General features: G+C 67.8%; 19 protein-coding genes. 8 read left to right on the top strand and 11 right to left on the bottom strand.

Features of this window, described 5'->3' with window-relative positions; all coding sequences use genetic code 11:
- Window positions 1–130: 130 nt before the first annotated feature.
- A complete protein-coding gene (locus ABGA94_RS00885) occupies window positions 131–2,974 on the bottom strand; it encodes a S8 family serine peptidase (RefSeq protein WP_375366088.1) in 2,844 nt (947 codons plus the stop codon).
- A 182-nt stretch (window positions 2,975–3,156) separates the two neighbouring features.
- On the opposite strand from ABGA94_RS00885, the gene ABGA94_RS00880 reads away from it, so the two are divergent.
- The 3 genes from ABGA94_RS00880 to ABGA94_RS00870 all read left to right on the top strand — a co-directional run bounded on the left by ABGA94_RS00880 (window position 3,157) and on the right by ABGA94_RS00870 (window position 5,363).
- A complete protein-coding gene (locus ABGA94_RS00880; RefSeq protein WP_005418201.1) occupies window positions 3,157–4,332 on the top strand; it encodes a thiolase family protein in 1,176 nt (391 codons plus the stop codon).
- Window positions 4,333–4,456: 124 nt separating this feature from the next.
- On the top strand, window positions 4,457–4,798 hold the full coding sequence (locus tag ABGA94_RS00875) for a hypothetical protein (RefSeq protein WP_005418203.1): 342 nt from the start codon (window positions 4,457–4,459) through the stop codon (window positions 4,796–4,798).
- A 154-nt stretch (window positions 4,799–4,952) separates the two neighbouring features.
- A complete protein-coding gene (locus ABGA94_RS00870) occupies window positions 4,953–5,363 on the top strand; it encodes a hypothetical protein (protein ID WP_005418205.1) in 411 nt (136 codons plus the stop codon).
- Between the two features lie 180 nt (window positions 5,364–5,543).
- Here the strand turns inward: ABGA94_RS00870 and ABGA94_RS00865 are convergent, their stop codons facing one another.
- Window positions 5,544–7,181, bottom strand: a complete 1,638-nt coding sequence (locus ABGA94_RS00865) for an acyl-CoA dehydrogenase family protein (protein ID WP_329916170.1) — start codon at window positions 7,179–7,181, stop codon at window positions 5,544–5,546.
- 113 nt (window positions 7,182–7,294) lie between these two features.
- Here ABGA94_RS00865 and ABGA94_RS00860 point away from each other — a divergent pair, with 113 nt between their 5' ends.
- The 4 genes from ABGA94_RS00860 to pdeM are packed head-to-tail and all read left to right on the top strand — an operon-like array spanning window position 7,295 to window position 12,984.
- Window positions 7,295–8,293: a ligase-associated DNA damage response exonuclease gene (locus ABGA94_RS00860; protein ID WP_069139982.1), complete on the top strand. Its 999-nt coding sequence runs from the start codon at window positions 7,295–7,297 to the stop codon at window positions 8,291–8,293.
- Entirely contained in the window at window positions 8,290–9,897 is a 1,608-nt protein-coding gene (locus ABGA94_RS00855; protein WP_375366084.1) for an ATP-dependent DNA ligase, read from the top strand. The genes ABGA94_RS00860 and ABGA94_RS00855 overlap by 4 nt, the downstream gene beginning before the upstream one ends.
- Complete coding sequence (locus ABGA94_RS00850) at window positions 9,894–12,353, top strand: ligase-associated DNA damage response DEXH box helicase (protein WP_375366082.1); 2,460 nt, start codon at window positions 9,894–9,896, stop codon at window positions 12,351–12,353. The genes ABGA94_RS00855 and ABGA94_RS00850 overlap by 4 nt, the downstream gene beginning before the upstream one ends.
- Complete coding sequence (gene pdeM / locus ABGA94_RS00845) at window positions 12,343–12,984, top strand: ligase-associated DNA damage response endonuclease PdeM (RefSeq protein ID WP_329916172.1); 642 nt, start codon at window positions 12,343–12,345, stop codon at window positions 12,982–12,984. The genes ABGA94_RS00850 and pdeM overlap by 11 nt, the downstream gene beginning before the upstream one ends.
- Window position 12,985: 1 nt before the next feature.
- Here the strand turns inward: pdeM and ABGA94_RS00840 are convergent, their stop codons facing one another.
- From ABGA94_RS00840 to rlmD, 9 genes are all read right to left on the bottom strand, one after another.
- Window positions 12,986–13,255 (bottom strand): hypothetical protein, encoded by a 270-nt coding sequence (locus ABGA94_RS00840; RefSeq protein ID WP_053500349.1) that lies wholly within the window; start codon window positions 13,253–13,255, stop codon window positions 12,986–12,988.
- 180 nt (window positions 13,256–13,435) lie between these two features.
- Window positions 13,436–14,704, bottom strand: a complete 1,269-nt coding sequence (locus ABGA94_RS00835) for an NAD(P)/FAD-dependent oxidoreductase (RefSeq protein ID WP_329916173.1) — start codon at window positions 14,702–14,704, stop codon at window positions 13,436–13,438.
- A gap of 126 nt (window positions 14,705–14,830) precedes the next feature.
- A complete protein-coding gene (locus ABGA94_RS00830) occupies window positions 14,831–15,037 on the bottom strand; it encodes a cold-shock protein (RefSeq protein WP_005410590.1) in 207 nt (68 codons plus the stop codon).
- A gap of 88 nt (window positions 15,038–15,125) precedes the next feature.
- Window positions 15,126–15,872, bottom strand: a complete 747-nt coding sequence (locus ABGA94_RS00825) for an S-methyl-5'-thioinosine phosphorylase (RefSeq protein WP_005418222.1) — start codon at window positions 15,870–15,872, stop codon at window positions 15,126–15,128.
- An 81-nt stretch (window positions 15,873–15,953) separates the two neighbouring features.
- Complete coding sequence (locus ABGA94_RS00820; RefSeq protein WP_005418223.1) at window positions 15,954–16,508, bottom strand: hypoxanthine-guanine phosphoribosyltransferase; 555 nt, start codon at window positions 16,506–16,508, stop codon at window positions 15,954–15,956.
- Window positions 16,508–17,515 carry a beta-N-acetylhexosaminidase gene (gene nagZ, locus ABGA94_RS00815; protein ID WP_375366072.1) on the bottom strand — a complete coding sequence of 336 codons (1,008 nt, stop codon included), beginning with the start codon at window positions 17,513–17,515 and terminating at the stop codon, window positions 16,508–16,510. The genes ABGA94_RS00820 and nagZ overlap by 1 nt, the downstream gene beginning before the upstream one ends.
- Window positions 17,516–17,679: 164 nt before the next feature.
- Window positions 17,680–18,375, bottom strand: coding sequence for a DsbA family oxidoreductase (locus ABGA94_RS00810; protein ID WP_053500341.1), 696 nt, complete (start codon window positions 18,373–18,375; stop codon window positions 17,680–17,682).
- A gap of 113 nt (window positions 18,376–18,488) precedes the next feature.
- Window positions 18,489–18,974 carry a CYTH domain-containing protein gene (locus ABGA94_RS00805; RefSeq protein ID WP_375366070.1) on the bottom strand — a complete coding sequence of 162 codons (486 nt, stop codon included), beginning with the start codon at window positions 18,972–18,974 and terminating at the stop codon, window positions 18,489–18,491.
- Window positions 18,975–19,008: 34 nt separating this feature from the next.
- A complete protein-coding gene (rlmD, locus tag ABGA94_RS00800) occupies window positions 19,009–20,343 on the bottom strand; it encodes a 23S rRNA (uracil(1939)-C(5))-methyltransferase RlmD (RefSeq protein ID WP_375366069.1) in 1,335 nt (444 codons plus the stop codon).
- 127 nt (window positions 20,344–20,470) lie between these two features.
- On the opposite strand from rlmD, the gene ABGA94_RS00795 reads away from it, so the two are divergent.
- Window positions 20,471–21,199, top strand: coding sequence for a response regulator (locus tag ABGA94_RS00795; protein WP_005418228.1), 729 nt, complete (start codon window positions 20,471–20,473; stop codon window positions 21,197–21,199).
- The last annotated feature ends 86 nt before the right edge of the window (window positions 21,200–21,285 follow it).

Genomic DNA, 21,285 nt, shown 5'->3' with positions numbered 1-21,285 from the left:
GGCGCCTGCGCTGGCCGACTACACCGCCCCGCTGGGCCGGCACCCGGTCGAAATCATCGTGCACAGCGGCCGCCCGGCCCTGGCCGTGGTCTGGTTCAAGCCCCGCGAAGCTCTTACCGCGACCGCCCGTTCAGAACCCGGTGCTGTAGCGCAACGCCGCCTGGCGCGCGCCTTCACCGCCGACGCGCTGGTCGAAGCCCAGGCTCAGGCGGCCGTTGCGGCCCCACCACGACTCCAGCGCCACGCCGAACAGCGCACTGCCGCGCGGCGCGTTCCAGCCCGCAAGTGGCGCCCATGCATCAACGCCGACGAAACTGGCCTGCCAGTCCGCATCGGCACCATCGAGCCGCTGCTGCCATTCGGCATGCCCGCGCAGGGTCCAGCGCCCCCAGCCACGTTCGCCGCGGATACCGGCCAGCATCTGGCTGCGCTGTACGCGGTTGGCATCGCCACGCAGGCCGAAGCCGAACCCGCCCAGTTCGTTGAAGGCATCGGTATCCACGCGCGTGCTGCTGGCGCCCACGTAGGGTGTGAACGACGCACCCGCGCGGCCGAAACGATAGCCGCCTTCGACACTGGCACTGCTGAAACGTCCGCCGTAACGTGCAGAGACACCGTAGGCGCCGGCGCCCAGCAGCAACTGGCGATCCAGCGCCCGGGTGAACTGGCCGCTGCCGACCTGCGCCAGCGCATAGCCCCGGCCCAGGTTCCAGCCGGCATACAGCTGCGCCTGCGCCTGGCGATCACGCCCACGATCACCACCGACGCTGCTGCCACCATTGCTGCGGGTTTCGCCAAAGGCCACGCCCATCAGCCCATTGCTGCCCAGTGGCAGGTCCTGGCCGGCCATCCAACCGCGGCTGTCGGCGGCATTGCCGGCGAAACTGCCCTGCCCGGCTTCGCCGAGCGCGCTCTGCCAGGCCCCGCGCAGGCGCGGCGCCGCCTGCACGCGATCAAAGCGCTCGGCGATCGCGCGGCGTGACATGTCGATGCTGTCGAAGGTGGCCGACTCGGCCCGCGCATGCGCCTGTCCGGACAGGCTCTGCAAACTGGCCTCGAGGCCTTTGCTGCCACCGCCGGTCCACTGCAGCGCACCGGCGGCCGTACCGAAGGCCGAGCCCTGCAGCGTCGTATCGCCATCAAGCACGCTGAACGCACTGTCCACGCGTTGCGCAGCCGACTGCGCCGAGGCCGTGAGCCCGGTCGCGGCCGCCGTGACGCTGACCTGGGTCAGGTTCAACCAAGCGTTGTTGCTGTCATATCCATAGCTGCTCTGCAGCAGCGACAGGCCCTGCAGGCCGCTGGAGGTGGCAGGGCTGCTGAAGGTGCCGCTGAGGCCGGCGGCGGCGTGGATCAGGTCCTGGCGGCTGCCGTTCTGCGGCACATAGCCGGAGACGAAGCCGTGCACGCGCACGCCCCCGTTGATCGTGGCGTTGCCGGTGACCTGCAGCGCATTGGCACCGAGCGCGATCATCAGCTGCGCGCCGGCCTGCTGGGTGTAGTTGCCCTCGATGGTGCCGGTGGTGTTGCCGGTGGTCAGGAACACGCTGCTGCCGTTGACCACATTGCCGATCACGCGCGGCGTACCGCCATTGAACTGCAGGCCGGTCGAATCCGGATCGGGCTGCGCCAGGATCGTCACGTTGGAGCGGATCACGCTGCCGTTCTGCAGTGACAGGATGCCGCGCTCGATGCGGGTGGCACCGCTGTAGCTGTTGTTGCCCCCCAGCACCAGGGTTCCCCCGCCCTGCTTGACCAGGCCACCGCTGCCGACGATGTCATTGCTCCACAGCGAGCCACTCGATGGCGCATCGACATTGGCCACCACATCGCCCCAGTCGAAGCGCCCCGGCCCCTTGATCGCCCGCGAGATGTCGAGCAGGCCGTAGCCGAACACCGCATCCACGCCGGGCGCACCGATGTCCTTGGCGGTGCCCAGCAGGGTCTGCCGCACCAGGTTGTTGTCGAAGTACGGGTAGCGCTGCCAGACCAGGGCGGCGGCGCCGGAAATCAGCGGGGCGGCGAAGGACGTGCCGTAGTTCCAGTAATAGCTGCCGCCGTTGGCATCGGGATAGACCGCGCTGCCCGGCGCCGCCAGGCAGTAGCGCGCGGCTTGGCCGCAGGCATTGGCGTAGCTGGCCAGCGTACCCGGTGCATACGGATCCACCGCAGTGGCCACCAGCCAGCCGCGCTCCAGATCGGCCGCCGGCAGCGAGCCGGCAACGCCCAGCTGGCTGGGCAGCGCGGCCAGGCTGCTCGGCTCGGGGCGCGCATCGTTGCCGGCCGCGAACACCACCAGGCCGCCATGGTTGATGACGAACGGCCGGTACTCGGCCGCCACCTGCGCGGTGGTCGGCAGGTCGGTCCAGTACAGGCCGCCCCACGAATTGTTCATCACCTTCACGTTGTAGCTGATCAGGTCCTGGTGGACCTGCGCCACGCCCAGTGGGCCGCTGAAGGAATTGCCCTTGCCGCTGCCGTCATCGACGGGCGGCTTGTCGGCGATGATCCGCGCCGAAACGATCTGTGCGCCGGGGGCGATGCCGCCCGGCCAGGACCCCACCGAAGCACCCGCGGCCAGGCTGGCCACCGCCGTGCCGTGGCCCACCACGTCGTCCACCTGCAGGTTGTTGCGGGCGGGGTCGATGTAGTTGAGGTTGGCGACCACGCGCCCGTTCAGCGCCACTGCGTTGCGCTGCACGCCCGAATCGACGATGCCGATGCGCACCCCCTGCCCGGTCAGGCCGGCGGCCTGTGCGGCACGCGCATTGGTCACGGACAGGTGCGCGTCGAAGGCCGGCTCCTGCGGCTTGGCCGGAGGCGGTGTGGTCGGCGGGGGCGTGGTCGGGGGCGTCGGGGTGGTCGGGGGTGGATCGATGCGGACATTGCCGCCGCCTCCGCCGCCACCACATGCCGTCAATGCCATCGCCAGCGCCGACGCCAGCGCCGACCTCACCATCATCGTGCGTTCCATCGATTCCTTCCCATGAACGTTGGCCTGCCTACATCCCGGCAGGCGTGCGGTGCCGCCCAGCGGCGGCCCTCCCCGACCCTCTATACTTGGGTCGACCCCCACGCAGTCTGCCGGGAAATCGCGGCGCTTCCAACGTCCTCGGTCTCCTTTCCGAACATTGCTTACGCATCAACGAGATTGCCATGTCCAACATCGTCATCGCCGCCGCCAAGCGCACCGCCATCGGCTCCTTCCTCGGCCAGTTCAACGGCGTGCCGACCCCGACCCTCGGCGCGGCCGCCATCGCGGCCGCCCTGGAACAATCGGGCGTGCCGGCCAGCGACGTCTCTGAAGTCCTCATGGGCTGCGTGCTGCCGGCCAACCTCGGCCAGGCGCCCGCCCGCCAGGCGGCGATCGCCGCCGGCATTCCGCTGTCGACCGGTGCCACCACCCTCAACAAGGTGTGCGGCTCGGGCATGAAGACCATCATGCTCGGCCATGACCTGATCAAGGCCGGTTCGGCCAGCATCGTGGTCGCCGGTGGCATGGAATCGATGTCCAACGCCCCGCACCTGCTGCCCAACTCGCGCACGGGCAACCGCTTCGGCAACTTCCAGGCGATCGACCACATGGCCCACGACGGCCTGGTCAACGCCTACGACGGCAAGGCCATGGGCGAGTTCGCCGAATGCGCCGTGGACAAGTACCAGTTCAGCCGCGAGGAACAGGACGCCTACGCGATCGAATCGGTCAAGCGCGCACAGGCCGCACAGGCCAATGGGGCATTCGCCGATGAGATCGTCGCGGTGAAGGTGGCCACCCGCAAGGGTGAGGTCGAGGTCGCCACCGATGAGCAACCCGGCCGCTCCGACATCGCCAAGATCCCGACCCTGCGCCCGGCCTTCAAGAAGGACGGCAGCGTCACCGCCGCCAGCTCCTCCAGCATCTCCGACGGCGCCGCTGCGGTGGTCCTGCTGACCGAGGAAGACGCCAACGCACGTGGCATTACCCCGCTGGCGCGCATCGTCGGCCACGCCACCCATTCGCAGGAACCGGAATGGTTCACCACCGCCCCGATCGGCGCGATCCACACACTGCTGGCCAAGACCGGATGGTCGCTGGACCAGATCGACCTGTTCGAAATCAATGAGGCCTTCGCCGTGGTGGCGATGGCACCGATGCGTGAACTGGGCATCCCGCACGACAAGCTCAACGTGAATGGCGGGGCCTGCGCACTGGGCCATCCCATCGGTGCCTCCGGTGCACGCCTGGTGGTGACCTTGGTCAACGCCCTGCGCACGCGCGGTGGCAAGCGCGGCATTGCCACCCTGTGCATCGGTGGTGGTGAAGCAACAGCCATCGCCATCGAATTGATTTAAAAAGATTTAACGACGATTTCGCAAAAATGAATGCGGGATCGCTTGACACCCAATCTTGGCTTGTCATCATGTTGTCGGCGCGCAGCATGCGCGTTGCCTAATTCTAACGACGAGGATTTACACAATGAGCATCAACAAGCTGCTGGTCGCGATGTCCCTGGCTCTGGCCCTGGCCGCCTGCTCGAAGCAGGAAGCTGCCCAGGACGCCGCTGCTTCGGCCAACGAAGCCGCCACCGAAGCCCAGGCTGCTGCCGACCAGGCCGCCGCTGCCGGCGCCCAGACCGCCGACGCTGCCCAGCAGGCTGCCAACACCGCCGCCACCGCTGCTGACGCTGCGACCGACGCTGCTGCCAACACCGCTGCTGCCGCGACCGACGCTGCTGCTGGCGAAGCCAAGGACGCTGCCAAGGCTGCCGAAGCTACCGCTGAGCAGGCCAAGGACGCTGCTGAAGAAGCAAAGAAGTAATAACTTCTTTCTTCAGGCTGTTCTGGAAAAGCCGCTGGTTCGCCAGCGGCTTTTTCTTTGGCCTGCTGCCTGCGCGCGCCTCGGATCGCGACCCCGTCTTCACAACGGCATGAATAGGCTGGCGTCCCCATCCATTGCAGTACCGGAGACCGCCATGAAGATTCGCCCGATCACCACCACGCTGCTGGCCGCCTCCCTGCTGCTGGCCCTGGCCGCCTGCAAGGGTCCGGAAGCCGAACAGGCCAAGCAGGACGCGCAGCAGGCCGCCGACAGCGCCGGCGCTGCCGCCCGTGACGCCGTGGATAGGGCCGCCGAAGCCACCCGCAACGCTGCCGACAAGACCGCTGCCGCTTCCGAGCAGGCCGCCGCCGATACCCAGCAGGCACTGGACAAGGCCGCAGACGCCACCGCAAACGCCGCAGACAAGGCCAAGGTTGCGGCCACCGACGCCGCTGCACATGCCAGCGACGCCACTGCGGACGCCGCACAGAAGGTTGCTGACAAGGCCCGTGATGTCGCCAATGACGCCAAGGCCAACGCCGCCAAGGAAGAAGCCAAGCACTAAGGCCTACCGGCAGCCGGGCATCGTCTCGGCGCTACAGGAAAAGCCGCGGCACTGCCGCGGCTTTTCTGCTTTTCGCTCTCTGCTCTTTCTGTTGATTCCGTGCTGGACGCGTACGGAAAGTGTCCAAGGACGCGCAGGTAGGTTGCGCAGGGGCGTAAGCGCCATCGCCGTTGGCCGCCCCTAAGGCAGCGCGCGCGCCAGCATTGCCGACAGATCCACACCCGCCGGCAGCGTCCCGAACACCAGCCCATGCTCCCCTTCCAGCCGGCTGCGCACGAACGCTTCAGCCATTGGACTGCCCGCCCGCAACATCAACGCTGCCTGCAACAGCAGCGCAGTGCGCTCGCAGAAAAGCCTCGCCTGCGACTCATCCGGTGCCGGTGCCGCTGCCCAACGCTGCAATGCCGCTGCGTAGCGCGCATCACGATCGGCCACCGCTGCCAGCTCGGCGCGCAGCGCCGCCAGTGCCTCCGGTTCACGTGCCAGCGCGCGCAGTACGTCCAGGCACTGGATGTTGCCACTGCCTTCCCAGATCGAATTCAACGGCGCCTGCCGGTACAGCCGCGGCAGCATCGATTCCTCCACATAGCCTGCGCCGCCGAGGCATTCCTGCGCTTCGTTGACGAAGGCCGGCGCGCGCTTGCACAGCCAGTACTTGCCCAGCGCCGTTCCCACCCGTGCCAGCGCAGCTTCGTTGGCATCCACGGCGGCGCGATCCACCGCGCGTGCGATGCGCATCGAAAGTACCGTGGCCGCTTCCGATTCCAGTGCCAGGTCGGCCAGCACATTGGTCATCAACGGGTGCTCGACCAGCAGCTTGCCGAAGGTGCGGCGATGGCGTGCGTGGTGCAACGCCTGCGCCAACGCCATGCGCATTTCCGCCGCTGCGCCCAGCATGCAATCCAGGCGGGTCATCATCACCATGCCGATGATGGTGGCCACGCCACGCCCCTCCTCGCCCACCCGCCATGCCTGCGCGCCGCAGAACTCGACTTCGCTGGAGGCATTGGCCCAGTCGCCAAGCTTGTCCTTCAACCGCATCAACCGGAATGCGTTGCGGTCACCGTCGGCCAGCCGGCGCGGCATCAGCAGGCAGGTCAGTCCTCCCGGCGCCTGCGCCAGCACCAGGAAGCCATCGCACATCGGTGCGGAAAAGAACCACTTGTGGCCGACAAGGCGATAGCGCTCACCATCGATCGGTTCGGCGCGCGTACTGTTGGAGCGCACATCCGAGCCGCCCTGCTTCTCGGTCATGCCCATGCCCAGGGTGATGCCGGCCTTGTCAGCCACCGGCACGTCGCGCGCGTCATAGACCGGCGCTGCGGCCTTGCGTGCCCACTCGGCCAGATGCGGCTGCGTGTGCAGCACCGCTACTGCTGCATGGGTCATCGTCAACGGGCAACTGGTGCCGGCCTCGGCCTGGTGGTGCAGGTAGCTCAACACCGCACGCGCGACATGCGCGCCGGGTTGCGGTTCATGCCAGGACAAGCCGGCGACACCGTGCGATTTCGCCGTCTCCATCAACTGGTGATAGGCCGGGTGGAACTCCACCGTATCGATGCGATGACCCTGCGCATCATGCGTGCGCAGGCGTGGGCGATCGCGGTTGGCATCGAAGCCGAGCCGGTACAGCTCGTCGCCGGCCAGCGCGCCATAGACCGCCAGGCGTGGCGCGAAGCTGCCAGCGCCTTCGCGTTGCACGGCTTCCATCAGCGCCACGTCGTCAGTCCACAACTGGCGCCCCGCGAACGGTGGCGGCTGGTTCAACACCACATGGGTTTCGTAGGGCGCGTCGCTGCTGAAGCTTGGTCCACTCATCCGGTCCATCCTGGCGGCAAGAGGTATGCGGTCCGATTGTGCCGCATGACTTGCCAAGCCCGTGTTCAGGCCGGTTCTCACCGTCTGCACGAGCAGCAGGCCACAGTGATCGCATGGCAGCCAACGACGATCTGGTGGTGCTGCGCCCGGAAGGGCTGTACTGCGCCGCCGGCGATTTCCACATTGATCCCTGGCGACCGGTAGCGCGCGCGGTCATCACGCATGGCCACGGGGATCACGCCCGCCCGGGCATGGGCGAGTACCACTGCAGCGAAGGCAGCCTGCCGATCCTGCGCTGGCGCCTGGGCGATGTTCCGGTGCAGGCGCACGTCGAGGGCGTGCCGTTCCGCCTGGGCCGGGTACAGGTATCGCTGCATCCAGCCGGTCACGTCCTGGGATCTTCGCAGGTGCGCATCGACGACGGGCGGCAGGTCTGGGTCGCCTCCGGCGACTACAAGCGGCAGCCTGACCCAACCTGTGCGCCGTTCGAAGTGGTGCCCTGCGATACCTTCATCACCGAAGCCACCTTCGCCCTGCCGATCTACCGCTGGCCGGACACTTCGGCCGTCGCTGCCGAAATCGTGGCGTGGCGCCGCGAATGCGAACAACGCGGCGAGGCTGCGATCCTGCTGTGCTATGCGCTGGGCAAGGCACAGCGGGTGCTGGCAGAGCTGCGGCCACTGGACGATCGGCCGGCCTGGCTGCATGGCGCCATCGCCAATGGCGTGGCGGTGTACCGGCAGGCCGGCGTACCGATGCTGGAGACGCTCACCGTGGCCGAACAGGGCCGCCAGCCCGATGCCGGCGGCCAGTTGATCCTGGCCCCGCCCTCGGCTGCGGGCACGCCCTGGATGCGCCGCTTCGGCCGTCACCAGCTGGGCTTCGCCTCGGGCTGGATGCAACTGCGCGGCAACCGTCGCCGCCGCAACGTCGATCGAGGCTTCGTCATTTCCGACCACGCCGATTGGCCAGCACTGCTGCAGACGATCCAACAGACCGGCGCGCAGCGGGTGATCGCCACCCATGGCAATACCGATGCGTTGATTCCGTTCCTGCGCGAGCGCGGCGTGGCTGCCGAAGCCTTCCGTACCGATTTCGGGAGCGAGGAATGAAGTCCTTCGCAGCGCTCTACCAACGCCTGGACCGCAGCACTGCCACGCTGGACAAGCGCGCAGCGCTGGTCGACTACTTCCGCCAGGCAGGCGCACACGATGCGGCGTGGGCGCTGTACCTGCTCAGTGGTGGCAAGGTGGTCGGCGCGCGCAGGAAGATCGCCGCCAGTGGCGAACTGCGCGCGTGGATCGCCGAGCAATCAGGGTTGCCACCGTGGCTGGTGGAAGACAGCTATGCGCAGGTGGGTGACCTGGCCGAAACGCTGACCCTGCTGTTGGACGACCCACCACACCCTTCGCCTGACCGGCCCCTGGCCGAATGGATCGAACAGCACCTGCTGGCGGTCGCCAACCAACCCGAGGCGGTGCGTCGCGCGGCGATCGTCGCCGGCTGGCAGCAACTGTGCAGCGGCGAACGCCTGATATTCAACAAGCTGCTGACCGGCGCCCTGCGCGTTGGCGTGTCGCAGCGACTGGTGCAGCAGGCGCTGGCCGAGTGGTCCGGCCTGGACATCGCACGCATCGCCCAGCGCATGCTGGGCGAGTGGGTGCCCTCGCCCGGGCTGCTGACCCAGCTGCTGTCGCCGGATGAGCTGCCGCTGGACCGGCAGCAGCCCTATCCGTTCTTCCTGGCCTCGCCACTGGAGGGATCCCCTGCCGAACGACTCGGCCCGATCGATGACTGGCTGCTGGAATGGAAGTGGGATGGCATCCGCCTGCAGCTGCTGCGCCGGCGCGGCGAGGTCGCCTTGTGGTCACGCGGCGAAGAGCGGCTGGATGGCCGCTTCCCCGAGATCGAACAGGCAGCGATGGCGCTTCCCGATGGCTGCGTGCTGGACGGCGAGCTGCTGGCCTGGGACGAAGCCGCGGACCTGCCGCGTGCCTTCACTGCGCTGCAGACGCGCATCCAGCGCCGAAAACCCGGTGCGGCCACCCTGCGCAACACGCCGGTGCGGGTGCTCGCCTATGACCTGCTTGAACTCGATGGCGTAGACCTGCGCGAACGTCCGCTGCAGCAGCGGCGCGCGCGTCTCGCCGAGGTCGTCGGTGCACTGAACGATGCACGGATCCAGCTCTCACCGGGCGTTGACGCCGACGACTGGCTCCAGGCGGCGGCAATGCGCGACGTGGCACGCGAACGCGGCGTGGAAGGACTGATGCTGAAACGGCATGCCTCGCCCTACCAGGCCGGACGCCGCCGCGGTGACTGGTGGAAATGGAAGGTCGATCCGCTCACCATCGATGCGGTGCTCCTGTACGCGCAGGCCGGCCATGGGCGGCGCAGCACGCTGTACACCGACTACACCTTCGGCGTCTGGGACGGCGACACGCTGGTGCCGGTGGCCAAGGCCTATTCGGGCCTGGATGACAAGGAAATCCTCGCGCTTGATCGCTGGATCCGCGCCAACACCCGCGAGCGCTTCGGCCCGGTGCGCAGCGTTCGCGCCGAACACGTCTTCGAGCTGGGCTTCGAGGCGGTCAACCGCAGCAGCCGGCACAAGTCGGGCATCGCCGTGCGTTTTCCGCGCATCCTGCGCTGGCGCCACGACAAGCCCGCCAGCGAAGCCGATCAGCTGGCCACGCTGCAGGCATTGGCACGATGAACCGCAGCCAGGCACTGCGCCGGCTGGAAGACTGGTTCGCGTCCAGAGGCTGGCGCTCACTGCCGTTCCAGCGCGCGATGTGGCGTCACTATCTCGCCGGCGAATCCGGGCTGCTGCATACACCCACAGGCAGCGGCAAGACACTGGCGATGTTCGGCGGGCCGCTGCTGCAGGCCATGATCGACCCGCCACCCTCCCCCCGCGGCGCCAGCGCGGTCCGCCCGCTGCAGGTGCTGTGGGTGACCCCCTTGCGCGCGTTGGCCAGCGACACCGCGCGCGCGCTGCAGACCGTGGTCGATGGGCTGGGGCTGGGTTGGCGTGTCGGCCTGCGCAGTGGTGACGCCAGCAACCGCGAGCGGCGCCAGGCGCGCGAGGGCCGCATCGACGTACTGGTGACCACGCCGGAATCACTGGCGCTGCTGCTGAGCTATCCGGATACGCTGCCGCGCATGCAGCGGCTGCGCTGCATGGTGGTGGACGAATGGCACGAACTGCTGGGCAACAAGCGCGGTGTGCTGCTGCAGTTGAACCTGGCAGTGTTGCGCCAGGCCGCGCCTGCATCGCAGCTGTGGGGACTGTCAGCCACCCTGGGCAATCTGCACGAGGCGCGCGACGTGCTGCTGCCCGGGCGACCGGAAGCACCGATCGTGCAGGGCGTACGGCCGCGCCCACTGAGCGTGCGCAGCGTGCTGCCGGACCCTGGCGAACATTTCCCCTGGGCCGGGCATCTGGGCCTGGCGCAGCTGCCACGCGTGCTGGATGCACTGATGCAGGCACGCAGCAGCCTGCTGTTCACCAATACGCGCGCGCAAGCTGAATTGTGGCATCAGGCGCTGGCCGCAGTCTGGCCGGAAGAACCGGACACGCTTGCGCTGCACCACGGCTCGCTGGACCCGGTGCTGCGCCAGCAGGTGGAGGATGGCCTGCGCGCGGGCGCGCTGCGCTGCGTGGTTGCCACCTCCAGCCTCGACCTCGGCGTCGACTTCCCCGAGGTTGAGCAGGTACTGCAGCTGGGCAGCCCGAAGGGCGTGGCGCGCCTGCGCCAGCGCGCCGGACGCGCACGGCACCGCCCGGGTGCCAGCGGTTCCATCCTGTGCGTGCCCAGCCATGCGCTGGAACTGGCCGAGTACGCCGCCGTGCGCCGTGCGTTGGCCGGGAACGTGGTCGAAGCGCGCAGGCCGCCGACGCTGCCGCTGGATGTGCTGGCCCAGCATGCGGTCAGCCGCGCCCTGGCGGGCGGCTTCGACAGCGCCGACCTGCTGGCGCAGGTGCGGCGTACCCATGCCTTCGCGTCGCTCGGCGACGACCAGTGGCAGGCCGTGCTCACATTCGTCGTGCAGGGTGGCCAAGCGCTGGCCCAGTACCCCGATTTCCACAAGGTCGTGCGTGATGCCGATGGGTGGTACCGCATGCACGACCGTCGCCAGGCACTGCGTCATCGGCTGTCGATCGGCACCATCAGCAGCGATGGCAGCGTGCGCGTGCAGTTCCTGCGCGGCGGCAGCCTGGGCGCCGTGGAGGAACAGTTCGCCAGCCGCCTGCGCCGTGGCGACCGCTTCCAGTTCGCCGGGCGCCTGCTGGAGCTGGTGCAGCTGCGCGACATGACTGCCTTCGTCCGGTTGGCACGAGGACGCGGTGAGGGGATCGTGCCGCGCTGGCAGGGCGGCCAGTTGCCGCTGTCGATGCCGCTGGGCCGCGAGCTGGAGTGGGTACTGTCCGGTGCTGACGACAGCGCCGAGTCACGCTGGCTGTCACCCCTGCTGGCACTGCAGCAGCGGTTGTCGGCGCTTCCCGGCCCAGCCCATCTGCTGGTGGAGGATGTGCGTCGTCGCGAAGGCCAGTTCCTGTTCGTCTATCCCTTTGCCGGCCGCCACGTGCATGAGGCGCTGGCCGCCCTGCTGGCGCTGCGCTGTACCCGCCGGCAGCGCAACAGCATCGGCTATGCGGTGAACGATCACGGCCTGGTGCTGGCACCGGCACAGGCCATCGATCTGGATGCGGCGCAATGGCGGGCGCTGTTCTCCACCGATCAGCTGCTGGATGATCTGCGTGCTGCAGTGAACCTGGGCGAGCTGGCGCGTCGCCAGTTCCGCGGCATCGCACGCGTCGCCGGCCTGCTGGTCCCCAGCCTGCCCGGTGGCATGCCACGGGCACTGCGCCAGCTGCAGGCATCCGCGGGACTGCTCTACGACGTACTGCGCGAGCACGACCCGGATCACCTGCTGCTGGCGCTGGCGGAACAGGAAGTGCTGAATGACAGCCTCGACATGCCGGGGCTGCAACAGGTACTGGCCAGGATTCGGATGCAGACCCTCTCGGTGCAGCGCCCGGCGTCACTCACGCCGTTGGGTTTCCCGCTGTGGGCCGAACGCCTGCGCGGGCAGTTCAGCAACGAAGACTGGCGTACCCGGGTACAACGCGCGGCCCAGCAGCTGGAGCGTCGGCATGGCCGATGAACTGCCACTGCCGCGCGCAGGCGAGTCGCTGGTTCTGCTTGGCGCGCGTGCACTCTACTGGCCCGCGCGGCAGGCACTGCTGCTCGCCGACCTGCACCTGGGCAAGGCCGATGTATTCCGCCGCGCAGGCATCGCGCTGCCCAGCGGCGGTACCGGCAAGGACCTGCAACGCCTGCAGGGGCTGCTGGACAGGCATGCCTGCCGCGAGCTGTGGATCCTGGGCGACATCCTGCATGGCCCGGCGCATCGCGCTGCGTGGTACCAGCAATGGTTGGCATGGCGCGAACGCAATGCCGCACTGGACGTGCATGTCCTGCGCGGAAATCATGACCAGCAGCTGCCGCATGCCGAGCTGCAGGTGCAGATACACGACGAGGTACGGTTGCCACCGTTCCTGCTTCGGCATGAGCCGGTGCCCGATGCGGAGCTGCATGTGATCGCCGGGCATCTGCATCCACAGATCGCTTTGCCTGCGTTGCGGCGGCGCTTCCCCGCATTCTGGCTGCGTGACAGGATGACGCTTCTGCCGGCCTTCTCCGCGTTCACCGCCGGAATCGTTCCTGTTCCCGCTGCCGGCGAGCAGATGGTCGCCTGCGTGGACAACGGCCTGGTGGTGCTGCCCCTGGCTTGAATCAGGCCGGACGGATATCCAGCTGCGGCATCAGCTGGAACTCAGGCGTGTCCTCTTCCCGTCGCCGCGGCAGGGCCTGGATCGCCGCCAGCATCTCCTGCGCGCAGGTGCGGATGCGCGTGTGGTGCTCCGGCGACGCATGACTGATCAGGCTGCCGACATGGAACTCGAACACGTCCTCCAGTACGTCGGGCTGGTCCTCGTGCAGCATCTGCAACAGACCGCGCAGCTTGCAGATTTCCGATTCCAGCTCCTCGACCGCGAACAACATGGCATCCTCCTCTTCGACAACAGGCGGCACATCCGGGCCGCAACAGGCGGCGACAGCAGCGCCTCCCGGGCCACGCGCGATGTTGATCACGGAAAGGAAAACGGGCGACGCGCAATCGCGTGCAACCTACTTCTCGCATATGCGCAGTGAGGCAACCGTTAATTCACGTGACGACGCGTTTCACGCAGTGGCCGTGATCGCGTTGATGCGAGGCACCTGCGCCGCAGTGGCCAGCGCGTCGACGAAAGCCGGATCCAGCGCGAGCGAACCGAACCAGCCATGCTGGGTACCGCTGAGCACACGCAGCATGTGACCACGCCCACCCGGCAGGCGCCCCATCGGGCCGAGCAGCACGTCGCGCGCTTTGGCCCAGGCATCGCGATCAGACTGGAACAGCGGCGTCAGCCAACGGCTCCAGCGCTGGTAGACCGCAACGTGCGCCCTGCGCTGCGCCTGGTAGGCCTGCAATGCCGCGGCACCGCCACCATGCGCGCGCAAGGCATCGCGCAGCGCCAGCGCATCGAGCAGCGCCATGTTCACGCCCTGGCCCAGCTGTGGGCTCATCGCATGCGCGGCATCGCCGGCCAGCACCATGCGGCCGTGATACCAGCGCGTCATCACCGCGTCGCGGTAGACGGCCCGTGCCAGCTGGCCGGCGTCACGCAGATGCGCGAAGCGTGCACTGGCCTGCGGCCACAGCGCATGCAGTTCGTCCAGCCAGGGCGTCATGCCGTCGGCCTGCCAACGTTCGAAATCGTCGCGTGGCAGGCTCCAGAAAAAGCTCAGGCGCGGCGTGTCATCACCGGGCCGCGTACCGACCGGCAACAGCCCGATCATCTTGCGTGCGGCCACGTAGCGCTGCCGCAGCTCCTGCAGGTGTGGCCAGTCTTCGGCTGGCAACAGGCACCACAGCGCACCCCACGGATACACGCGATCCAGTCCGTTACCGTCTTTGATCGTGCCGCGCAGCGTCGAGGCCGCACCATCGGCGGCCACCACGAGGTCGAACGCACCGTGCAGGCGCCCTTCGCTGTCACGCAGGCGGCCCTGCTCGGCATCCACTGCAGCGATGCTGACGCCGGCATGCAGCTGGCCCGCACCAGCACGCGCATCATCCAGCAACGAGAACAGGGCGCCGCGCTGCATGCCAAGGCCGTGCAGGCGCGCGTCCAGGCCGGCGTAGCGCATGTCCATCACTGCGCGTTCGCACGGCGTATCGCCATACAGGCGATGCACCGGCGCGGCATGCGCGCGCACGTCGTCAAGCAGGCCCATCTGCCACAGCACCTGCAGGCCGCTGGGCTGCAGCAGGAAACCGGCGCCAACCGGTCCCGGCGTGGGCACACGTTCGAAGATCTCCACCTCGTGGCCATCACGGGAGAGCAGGATGGACAATGCCTGTCCAGCGGTGCCGTAGCCGATCACGGCGATGCGCAGTCGTTCCTTCATGGGCGCATTGTGCCCGAGCGCAAATCCGGATGCCCAGCGGGGCCTCCGCCCACGGCAGCGCAATTCTTGTCGCAGCGCAAAAAAAAACCCCGCCGGAGCGGGGTTTTCAACGCACTGTCGAGTGGATCACTCGGCCGGCGTGATGTTCGAAGCCTGGGCGCCCTTCGGGCCCTGGGTCACGTCATAGGTGACACGCTGGCCTTCCTGCAGGCTGCGGAAGCCCTTGGAGTTGATGGCGGAGAAGTGCGCGAACACGTCGGCGCTGCCATCCTCCGGCGAGATGAAGCCAAATCCCTTGGCGTCGTTGAACCACTTGACGGTACCGTTCGGCATGGTGATGCGAGACCTTATGCAATGAATGGGTGGTGTACGCTGAACCCGCGCACAAGCTGAGTATGCAAAGCTTGCTCAGGGAAGACAATCACCCCCGCGCCAATTCGCCCACCAGTTCCGGAAGTCCGTTGCTGGCCGCCTGCACATTGGCCAGCACTTCGGCCATCGTAATCTCCTCGCCATCACCGCAGCCGGCGGCCCAGTTGGCGATGATCGCCAGGCAGGCATAATCCAGCCCCAGCTCCCGCGCCAGTGCGGCTTCCGGCATGCCGGTCATGCCCACCAGATCGCAACCGTCGCGGCGCATGCGGGCGATTTCGGCGATGGTTTCCAGGCGCGGGCCCTGCGTTGCGCCATAGCAGCCACCGTCATGGACCGTGACACCGGTCACTTTGGCTGCCGCCAGGATCTTGCTGCGCAGCATCGGCGTGTACGGATGGCCGAAATCGACGTGGACCACGTCGGAGCCTTCTTCTTCACAGATCGTGCTGATGCGGCCCCAGGTGTAGTCGATGATCTGGTCCGGGCAGGCGAGCACGCGCGGACCGAAGTTCTCGGTGATGCCCCCCACCGTGTTCAATGCCAGCACCCGCTGCGCGCCCAGCTGCTGCAGCGCAGCCAGGTTGGCGCGGTAGTTGATCTTGTGCGGCGGCAGCGAATGCCCCTCGCCATGCCGCGCCAGGAACGCCACGCGATGGCCGAGCAGCGTGCCCACGCGCACCGGGCCCGATGGGCGGCCGAAGCGGGTGTCGACCTCGTGGGTCTGCACGTCGTCAAGCTTGGCCAGGTTGTAGACACCGGTACCGCCGATCACGGCCAGGGCGATCTGTTGCATTAGAAGCACTCCATGAAAAGACGAACGCCGGCACCCGAGGATGCCGGCGATGGAAAAGACGCGCCGCGGGCGGCCGCGCCGTTATTCCTTCATTGCGTAGATGGCCGGCACGCAGCGCAGGGTCTCGTTGACGTCCATGCCGAAGCCGAACACGTAGCGGTCCGGCAGCTCGATGCCCGCGTAATCGGCGGTCACATCGGGCAGCGCACGGTCGTGCTTCTTCACGGTCATCGCAGCGATGCGCACATCGGTCGCGCCCTGTTCCAGGCACCAGGTGCGAACGCCCTGCAGGGTGTAGCCCTCGTCGAGGATATCGTCGACCAGCAGCACGCGGCGGCCGAACAGCGAGGTGGCCGGCTTGTGCTTCCAGACCAGGTCACCGCCGGTGGTTTCGCCGCGGTAGCGGGTGGCGTGCAGGTAATCGAACTGCACGTCCTGGCCGCGCGCGCCCAGTTCCAGCGCCAGCTGGCCGGCGAACGGCAGCGCACCATGCATGATCGACAGGAACAACGGCACCTCGCCCTTGTAATCGCGCGCGATGGCGTCGGCGATTGCAGCGATGGCCTTGTCGATGGTGGGGCGGTCGACCAGCAGGTCAGCCTGGGCCAGGGCCTGGGAAATGGTGAGGTTGGGCATCAGACGGTTCTTCCAAGGGTTTCAAGCAGACGGGATTGGGTGTCGCCATGGCGGGCATCGGCCAGCAGGCCGTCCCAGCCGAGCGCGCCGCGGCCAAGCAGGCCCAGCAGCGCAGCAGTATTGAGGGAGCGTCCCTGCACCGCATGCAGGGCTTCATCGACCAGTTCCGGATGGCAGACCAGCACCACGTCGCAACCGGCGTCCAGGTGCGCGTGCACGCGTGCCGGCACGCCGCCGGCGCTGTGCGAGGCGGCCATGCCGATGTCATCGGAGAACACCACGCCGCGGAAGCCGAGTTCGCCGCGCAGGACGTCCTGGATCCAGCGTGGGGAATAGCCGGCGGGCTCCGCTGCCACCTGCGGATAGATCACGTGCGCCATCATCACCGCATCGGCACCGGCGGCGATGCCGGCCTGGAACGGCACCAGGTCCTGCGCGCGCAGTTCGTCCAGCGCGCGTGGATCGATCGCGGTATCGACGTGGGTGTCTTCCAGCACGGTGCCGTGACCAGGAAAATGCTTGAGCGTGGCGGCCATGCCGACCGCGTGCATGCCGCGCACATAGGCTGCAGTGAACGCGGCCACGACCTGCGGGTCTTCACTGAAGGCGCGGTTGCCGATGGCGCGGTTGCCGCGGCCAAGGTCGACCACCGGGGCGAAGCTGAGATCCAGGCCGCTGGCGCGGACTTCACTGGCCATCAGCCAGGCGTGCTGCTCGGCCAGCGCCAGGGCCCGCTGCGGGTCGGTGGCGTACAGGGCACCAATCTCCTGCAGCGGCGGAAGATCGCTGTAACCCTCGCGGAAGCGCTGCACACGGCCGCCTTCCTGGTCCACGCAGATCAGCTGCGGGCGCGGGGCGGCGGCACGGATGGCCGCGCTCAGATCGGTCACCTGCTGGCGCGAGGCGAAGTTGCGCTTGAACAGCACTACTCCGGCCACGGCGTCGTGCTGCAGCCAGTCACGTTCCTGGGCGGTCAGTTCGGTGCCGGCAACGCCGATCAGCAGCATGGTCGATCTCCACAACGCGCGCCCGCATGGCGCAGTGCCGCATTGTCGCAGAACCGGCCGACAGGCGCAGTGGTCAGAAAAAGGGGACGGAGGGGATTAAGGCGCAATCGGCCCCAAGGGGCTGGATACGTCTTAATCCCCTCCGTCCCCTTTTGAGGAGCCGGTCAGACCTTGCAGCTGTCCGGGCCGCAGGCCTCGTCGCCGTCAGCCGGGGTAGCCGGGGCGCCCTGTTCTGCCGCGATCTGCCGCAGGGCCTGGGCGAACGCCTCGGGTGGCTGCGCCCCGGAAATCGCCCACTTCCCATCGATCACGAAGGTCGGCACCGACGAAATGCCCAGTGCATGGGCCTGCGCCAGCTTGGCTTCGACCTCGGCCAGGCCGCGGTCGGAGGCCAGCATCTGCGCGATTTCACCACCGTCCAGGCCGCCCGCCACGCCGGCCTTCACCAGTACAGCGTTGTCGGCCAGGTTCTGGCCATGTTCGAAGTGGGCGCGGAACAGCGCTTCACCCACCGCATCCTGCACGCCATGCTGGCCGGCCAGCCACAACACCCGATGCGCCGGCAGTGTGGTCACCCGCACCTGGCCCTGGTTGAAATCCATCGGCAGCCCCTCCGCGCGCGCGGTGGTCTGGGTCTGGCCGAGGATCTGCTCGGTGCGCTCGACGCCCCCGAACTTGCGCGCATAGGCCTCGCGCAGCGGCACCGGGGTGTCGTCCGCATCCGGGTCCAGCTGGAACGGCTGCCAGTGGATATCGAGTTCAGGCGCATTGGCGCCCAGCAACTGCACGCCCTGCTGGAAACGATGCTTGCCGATCCAGCACCAGGGGCAGACCACGTCGGAGTAGATGTCGATTCTCATGTCCACGACATGGGGACCGCCTTCCTCGATAAAAGGGGACGGAGGGGATTAAGTCGCTTTCCGCACAGGCGGGGTAAAGACGACTTAATCCCCTCCGTCCCCTTTTTGGGGGTTCACCACTGTGAATACGGGCGGCTGGCCAGGGCAACGTTGTAGTAGCGGGCGTCATCGGTCACTTCGGCGCCGACCCAGTCCGGCAGGTCGATGGCCTGATCGGCGCTTTCCAGTTCGACTTCGGCCACCACCAGACCGGCGTTGTCACCGAGGAATTCGTCCACTTCCCAGGTCAGGCCGGTGTGTTCGACCAGATGGCGGCGCTTGTCGATCAGGCCGCCGACACACAGCGCCAGCAGTGCGCGCGCGTCCTCCACCGGGATCGGGTAGTCGAACTCCTGCCGGGTATGGCCGAGGGTGCGCGACTTCAGGTTCAGCGCGGCGTGGTCGCCTTCGATGCGTACGCGCACCGAGGCGTTCTGGGTGCCGCGGTCGAGCGCGCCCATGTCGTTGATGTAGCCCTGCGCCATCGGGATCACCCGATGCGCGGCGGTGCGCCAGCCATCGCTGCTGACCAGGAATTTGCGTTCGATTTCGATGCCCATGGCGCAATTATGCGCCACGGGTGATGACAGCTGCTCAGCGCTTTTCGAATACCGCGATGCTTTCCACGTGCGCGGTGTGCGGGAACATGTCCATGGCACCGGCGCTGACCAGGGTGAAGCCCTGTTCGTTGACCAGATAGCCGGCATCGCGCGCCAGCGAGCCCGGGTGGCAGCTGACGTAGACGATGCGCTTGAACTGCTTCAGCGGCAGCTGCTGCAGCACTTCGATCGCGCCGGAGCGCGGCGGATCCAGCAGCAGCTTGTCGAAGCCCTGGCGCATCCACGCCGTGCTGCGCTGGTCCTGGGTCAGGTCGGCGCTGAAGAACTGCGCGTTCGCCAGGCCGTTGCGCTCCGCGTTCTCACGCGCACGCGCGACGAGGCCGGCATCGCCTTCCACACCCACCACTTCACGCACACGGCGGGCCAACGGCAGGGTGAAGTTGCCCAGGCCGCAGAACAGGTCCAGCACGCGCTCGTCCTCACCCGGCTGCAGCAGGTCCAGGGCGTGGGCGATCATCTTCTCGTTGAGCTTGGCATTGACCTGGATGAAATCCAGCGGGCGGAACGTCAGCTCGACATCCCACGGCGCCAGCCGGAACGACAGCGCCACGCCCTGCCCGTCCAGCGGCTGCACGGTGTCCACGCCACCGGACTGCAGGTAGATCACGAAGCCATGCTGCTGACCGAAGGCGGCCCAGGCCGCGCGGTCGGCATCGCTGAGTGGCTGCAGGTGGCGCACGGTCAGGACCACGGCCTGGTCACCGGCGATGAATTCGATCTGAGGGATGTCACGCTTGCCATCGAGCGTTTCGATGAAGGTGGACAACGCCTCGACCTTGGTGCCGATCTCCGGAATCACGGTCAGGCACTGGCTGAGGTCGGCGACGAAACGCGGATCCTGTTCACGGAAGCCAACCAGGGTCTTGTCCTTCTTCTCGACCCGGCGCACCGAGAAGCGGCCCTTGCGGCGGTAGCCCCAGCTCTCGCCGACCAGCGGCGCAAGCACGGTGCCCGGCTTCACATGGCCAATCCGCTCCAGGTTATCCATCAGCACGCGCTGCTTGGCGACGATCTGCTGGTCTTCGTCCAGGTGCTGCAGCACGCAGCCGGCGCAGGTACCGAAATGGGGGCACTTGGGGATCACCCGCTGCGGCGAGGCCTGCAGCACCTCCAGCGTGCGCGCCTCGTCGAAATGGCGGCTGCGGGCAGTCTGTTCAGCCATCACCACCTCACCGGGCAGGGCGCCGCTGACGAAGGTGACCTTGCCGCCCTCGCCTTCACGGCGGGCGACACCGCGACCATCATGGCTGAGGTCGAGGATCTCGGTCTGGAACGGGGTACGGTCGGTGCGGGAGCGGGATCGGGCCACGTGGCAACAGGCTGCGGGCAAAAATGGGGGCGTATTGTCGCAGATCCTGACCGATGGGGCCCGGACCCGCTTGCGCCCGTGGCCGCCGTGCTTGATGATTGGGCCAGCTGACATGGAGGCAGCCCTGATGCAGATGACCCCGCGGGCCGCACGGCCCCGCTTCCTGCTTGTCGAGGACGACATCATCAGCCGCGGTTTTTTCAAGGCGGCGTTGGAAACGTTACCGGCGGATGTGGACACCGCAGATTCACTGGCCAGTGCCCTGGCCAGTGCCGAGCCCGGCTCGCATGACCTGTGGCTGATCGACGTCAACCTGCCGGACGGCAATGGCGCGCAGCTGTTGCGTGAGTTGCGCCGTTCACATCCCGACACGCCGGCGCTGGCACATACCGCCGACGGCGATGCCTCCATTCACGCCCGCCTGCGCGAAGCTGGTTTCAGCGACACCCTGGTCAAGCCACTGGGCCGCGACCAGCTGCTGAAGGCCGTGCGCCGAGCGCTGGTCAACAGCCCGGCGGGGATCTTCGTGGCACAGGCCCCGGCCGCGGTCGAACTGGCCGTACAGGACTGGGACGAGACCGCAGCCCTGGCAGCCCTCAATGGCCAGCGCAACCACCTGATCGCACTGCGCGAACTGTTCCTGGCCGAGTTGCCGGGCGTGCGCGACGCGGTCGAGCAGGCGGTCGACCAGCACGACGAGCGCCAGTTGCGCAGCCAGTTGCACCGATTGCAGGCCAGCTGTGGCTTCGTGGGGGCGGCACGGTTGGGACGGGCGGTGCGCCAGCTGCATCATGCGCCCGAGTCCGGGCAGGCCCAGGCGGGGTTCCGCGACGCGGTGGCTGCCCTGCTGCACTGAGGGTTGCTCGGCAGGGCTGCGCCCTGCACCCGCAGATGCTTCAAGCCAGAGCAACACCAAAGGCCAGAGCCAGAGCGGCTCTGGCC

The organism is Stenotrophomonas sp. 3diitr2024, assembly GCF_042136455.1.
GTDB lineage: Bacteria > Pseudomonadota > Gammaproteobacteria > Xanthomonadales > Xanthomonadaceae > Stenotrophomonas > Stenotrophomonas sepilia.
Note: the sequence above shows the minus strand (reverse complement) of the source record. Positions and strands in the feature narration are given on the sequence as shown.